Origin of the sequence: Mycobacterium sp. (assembly GCF_032162605.1) — a bacterium.
Lineage (GTDB): Bacteria > Actinomycetota > Actinomycetes > Mycobacteriales > Mycobacteriaceae > Mycobacterium.
This window is the reverse complement of sequence record NZ_JAVROT010000286.1, coordinates 1-4,637: the sequence shown is the minus strand read 5'-3', so window position 1 is coordinate 4,637 and position 4,637 is coordinate 1. Positions and strand designations below refer to the sequence as shown.

General features: G+C 66.7%; 1 protein-coding gene. It reads right to left on the bottom strand.

From position 1 onward, the window contains the following. The coding region (locus tag QOI01_RS16905; protein WP_526382873.1) for an amino acid adenylation domain-containing protein at positions 1-4,637 on the bottom strand (4,637 nt) is incomplete at both ends.

Here is a 4,637-nt window from a genome sequence, read left to right as displayed (position 1 = left end):
CAACCACTCCCCGAAGTCAGCGATGCGTTGGATCGGGTAGCCGGCCTCGATCAGCCAATCGACGTAGTCATCGGGTCCGATGCCGTCGTCGTGCGGGTTCATCACGTGGTAGGTCTGAAATCCGTCGACCGTCTGGGCACCCAGTGTGGTGATCGCCTCCGCGTCGAAACCGACGGGCAGCCCGTCGAAGTGCGCGCGTTGCCGATTGCCATCGGCGTCGAGCTGATAGAGCGAGCCGGGCGCGAGGCCGGTAGCCATCAGACTCAGCACCATCCGGGTGACCATGTCCGACACGTTGAGCTGGCCCGCGTATTTGGGGTCGGCCAGGACCATGTCGCAACGGAATACCGCTACCGGCAGGTCGCACAGGTCGTTGGCCTCGCGCAGCAACACCTCGCCGGCCCACTTGCTGTTGCCGTAGCCATTGGCCAGACTTCCGTCAATTACCCGGGTGGGGCTGATGACCCGGATGTCGGCATCTTCGGTGAACGCCGACCGCTCGATCTGGCGGCCGACGTCGGAAGTCGACACGTAGGTGTAGGGCTTGAGCTTCGTGGTGAGCGCGATCCGGATCAGCTCGGCGGTGCCCACGACGTTGGGCCCGAACAGCTCGCGGTAGGACAGGACGGCGTTGACCAGGGCTGCGGAGTCGACGATCAGGTCGACGGTGTCGGCCAGCCGCTGCCAGGTCTGCTGGTCCAGGCCGAGGTTGGCTTCGCCCTTGTCGCCGGTGACGACCTCCAGATGATCGGCGGCGAGTTTCTGGAAGTGGCGCAACAGATCTGGGTCGCCGCTGTCGAACGTCTTGTCGAGACGGCGCCACGCGTCCTCGTCGGAATCGGCTCGCACCAGGCAGATCAGCGTGCCATCGACCCGCTCCATCCGCTCGAGCCATTCCAGAACCAGGTAGCGACCGATGAAACCCGTCGCCCCGGTCAGCAGGACCGTCCGCACCTCGGCGCCCGGCCCTGGCAGCGTCGGGGCTCCGGCCAGCGTCGTGGCGTCGATGAACTTGTCCAGCGTGAGGTCGCCGGCGTGCACCTGGGTGGCGTTGCCGCCGTGCACGGACGCGAAGAGCATATCGCTGGCTGGGCTCACGGCGGGATTTGCTCCCACCGCCCTGGCATCTCTACCCAACTGCCGGCTCAAGCTTCTGACCGACGGCGCGTCGAACAGGGCGCGTACCGCAAGGTCGGCATCCAGGGTGGTGTTGACGTTGGCGACCAGGCGCATCGCGGACAGCGAGTCTCCGCCGAGGTCGAAGAACGAGTCGTCGACGCCGACCTTCTCGAGCCCGAGGACGCGGGCGTAGATGCCGGCCAGGACCTCCTCGATCGCGCCGGTCGGGGCGCGGTAACGATCGACATCGGTGTATTCCGGTGCCGGTAGGGCGCGGGCGTCGAGTTTGCCGTTGGGTGTCAGCGGCAGGGCGTCGAGCACCACGATCGCAGAAGGCACCATGTAGGCAGGCAACCGGTCGATGAGCGAGGCGCGTAGTTCGTCGGGATCGGCTGTGCCGGTACCCGTTTCGGTGACGTAGCCGACGAGGCGTTTGGTGCCGGGGTGGTCTTCGCGGGCGATGACGACGGCGTGCTCGACGCCGTCCAATCCGGCTAGTGCGGTTTGTACTTCGCCGAGTTCGATGCGGTAGCCGCGGATCTTGACCTGCTCATCGGCACGACCCAGGTATTGCAACTGCCCGTCGGTGCCCCAGCGCACCAGGTCCCCGGTGCGGTACATCCGCGCCCCGGGCTCCCCGAACGGGCAGGCCAGGAACCGCGACGCGGTCAACCCGGACCGGCCGAGGTAGCCGACCCCGACGCCGCGCCCGGCCACATACAGCTCCCCGAGCACCCCGGGCGGCACCGGCCGCAACCATCCGTCCAACACGAACGACGCCGCCCCTGGGACCGGCGTGCCGATCGGCACCGCACTCCGACCCGGTGTCAGCGGCGCGCTGACTGTGGCATAAACCGTGGTTTCGGTGGGGCCGTAGGCGTTGACCATGATCCTTCCGGGCGCCCACTGATCCACCAGCTCGGCCGGGCAGGCTTCACCGGCCACGGCCACCGCCATCGATCCCAGGCCGTGCGGTGAGAGCATCCCCGCCGCCGAGGGAGTGAGACTCAAAACGCTGACGTGCTCGCCGATCAACAGGGCGTGGAGCTCCAATGGAGACCGGGCCACCGACTCGGGTATCACTACCAGCCGTCCACCGTGCAGCAGAGCGCCGAAGATCTCCCACGCGGAGACGTCGAACGCCAATGAATGCCATTGCGCCCAAACCTGTTCCGGCGACATCTCGACACCAACGTCTAGCGCGTCGAAGAGCTGGGTGACGTTGTGGTGGGTGATGGCCACGCCCTTGGGAACACCGGTGGTACCCGAGGTGTAGAGGATGTAGGCGATGTCGTCGGCGGCAGGTGGCGGCAAGCCCGTGGATGGCTCGGTGAGGATGCGTGGGTCGTCGATGTCGACGACGGTCAGTTCGCACCCCTTGAGTCGGCCTGCCATTTCGCGGGTCGTGATCGCGGCGGCCGGTGCGGCGTCCGCGATCATGAACTCGATCCGGGCAGGCGGGTGCGCTGTGTCGATCGGCAGGTATGCCGCCCCGGTCTTGAGCACCGCCAGGATCGCGACGATGGCGTCAGCGGAGCGCTCCAAGAGCAGTGCCACACACCGTCCGGGGCCCACACCGTGTTCGGCGAGCAAGTGCGCCAGGCGATTAGCGGCGTCCTCGAGTTGGCGGTAGGTCATCGAACTGCCGTCGAAGGTGACCGCTGCCGCTTCGGGAGAGCGCGCCACCCGTTCGGCGAACAACGCCGGAATCGACACTGGCGTCGCGGGCCGGCTCAACACCGCGCGGTTGCCCCACTCACCCAGCCGGGCGTGTTCACCGGCATCGAGCAGATCCATCGACGACAACCGCTCTGAGGGGTCGGCGGCCATGGACACCAATATCCTCTGCAGCCGCTCGATCAACGAGTCGATGGTGTCAGCGTCGAATACGTCGGTGTCGTACTCGATTCGCAGGCCCAGCTCCGGTCCCGGGGTCGCTTGCAGTGTCAGCGGGTAGTGGTTGGATTCGCGGCCGGTGAACTCGGTGATGGTCAACCCGTTGGCGCCTGCGAGTGCAGCGGTGTCGAGCGGGTAGTTCTCGTACACGAAGAGGGTGTCGAACAGCTGGTCGTGGCCGGCGGCGCGGTGGACCTCGCTGAGCCCAAGGTGCTGATGGTCCAGTGTGTGGTTGTGCGCGTGGTGCAGTTGGCTGAGCAGGTCGGCAGGCGTACTGGCCGCAGTGACGCGCGCGCGCACTGGAACCGTATTGATCAGCAGGCCCACCATGGATTCCGCACCGGGGATGTCGGTTGGCCGTCCCGAGACTGCCGTACCGAAGGCGACGTCATGCTGGCCGGTCAGCCACATCAACGTCTGAGCCCAGGCCGCCTGCAGCACGGTGTTGACAGTCGTGTGGCAGGTGCGCGCCAGTTCGCCGAGGGTCCGCGAAGTATCTTCGGACACCCGTAGCGAGGTATAGCCGCGCGGCCCAGGTGTCACCCGATTCGGCGGGCTGACGAGGGTGGGGGTGTCGAAGTCGGCGAGCACGTCACGCCAGGCCTCGCGGGCGGCCTCGAGGTCGCGGTCGGCGAGCCAGGTGACGAAGCGGCGGTACGGCACGGCCGCCGGCAGTCGTTGACCGTAGTAGCAGGCGAACACTTCCCCCAGCAGTATCGGCAGCGACCACCCGTCGAGCACTAGGTGATGGTTGGTCAGCACGATCCGGTGTCGGTGTTCGGCGGTGCGGATGAGTGCCACCCTGAACGCCGAGGCCTCGGCGAGGTCGCAGACCGCGGCGCGCTCTGCGACACAGAGCTTTTCGATCCGATCGCCGGGGTCGGGCTCATCCCCACTGAAGTCGACGTGCTGCCACGCCACCTCGGGGTTGGCCGGGATGATCTGCACTGGTTGGTCGAACTGTTGGCAGAATCGGGCGGCCAGGTTGGGGTGGCGGGTGATGACGGTGTGCACCGCGTCGCGTAGGCGGTGCGGGTCGAGCGGGCCGGTGACGGTGACGTCGAGCTGCATCGCGTACAGATCACCCAATTCCCCTGCGGTGCTGCCGTGGTATAGGAGTCCCTGCTGAAGCGGGGTTAGGGGCAGGACGTCGGCGATGCGATAGTGCTGTTGCAGGTCGTCGAGCTGTTGTTGGCTGAGTTGGGCGGGGGTGATGTCAGACGGAGTCAGCCCGCCACCGCCCTGGGCGACGTGGGCGCAGATCCCGGCCAAGGCGTCGAACCACAACTGGCTGAGCCGGCTGACTTGGGTGTCATCCAAGATCGAGGTAGCCCAGGTCCAGTTGGCGTGCAGTCGAGGGCCGGTGCCGGTGTCGACGGTGCCAGCGTTGAGATCCACCGAGTGTGCCAAGGGCATGGGTATCGCGGTGGCAGCCTCGGTGGCGGAGAGTGTTTCTTGGCTCGGTCTCCAAAGGTCTTCGGACAGTTCAGTGTTGGCGCCGAGTCGGCCGAGGTAGTTGAAGCCGATGGTGGGGTCCGGTCCGGCGATGTCGGTGTCGGGGTTGAGATAGCGAAGCAGTCCGTAGGTGAGGCCGTCGGGGAGGGCGCGCAGTTGTTCCTTGG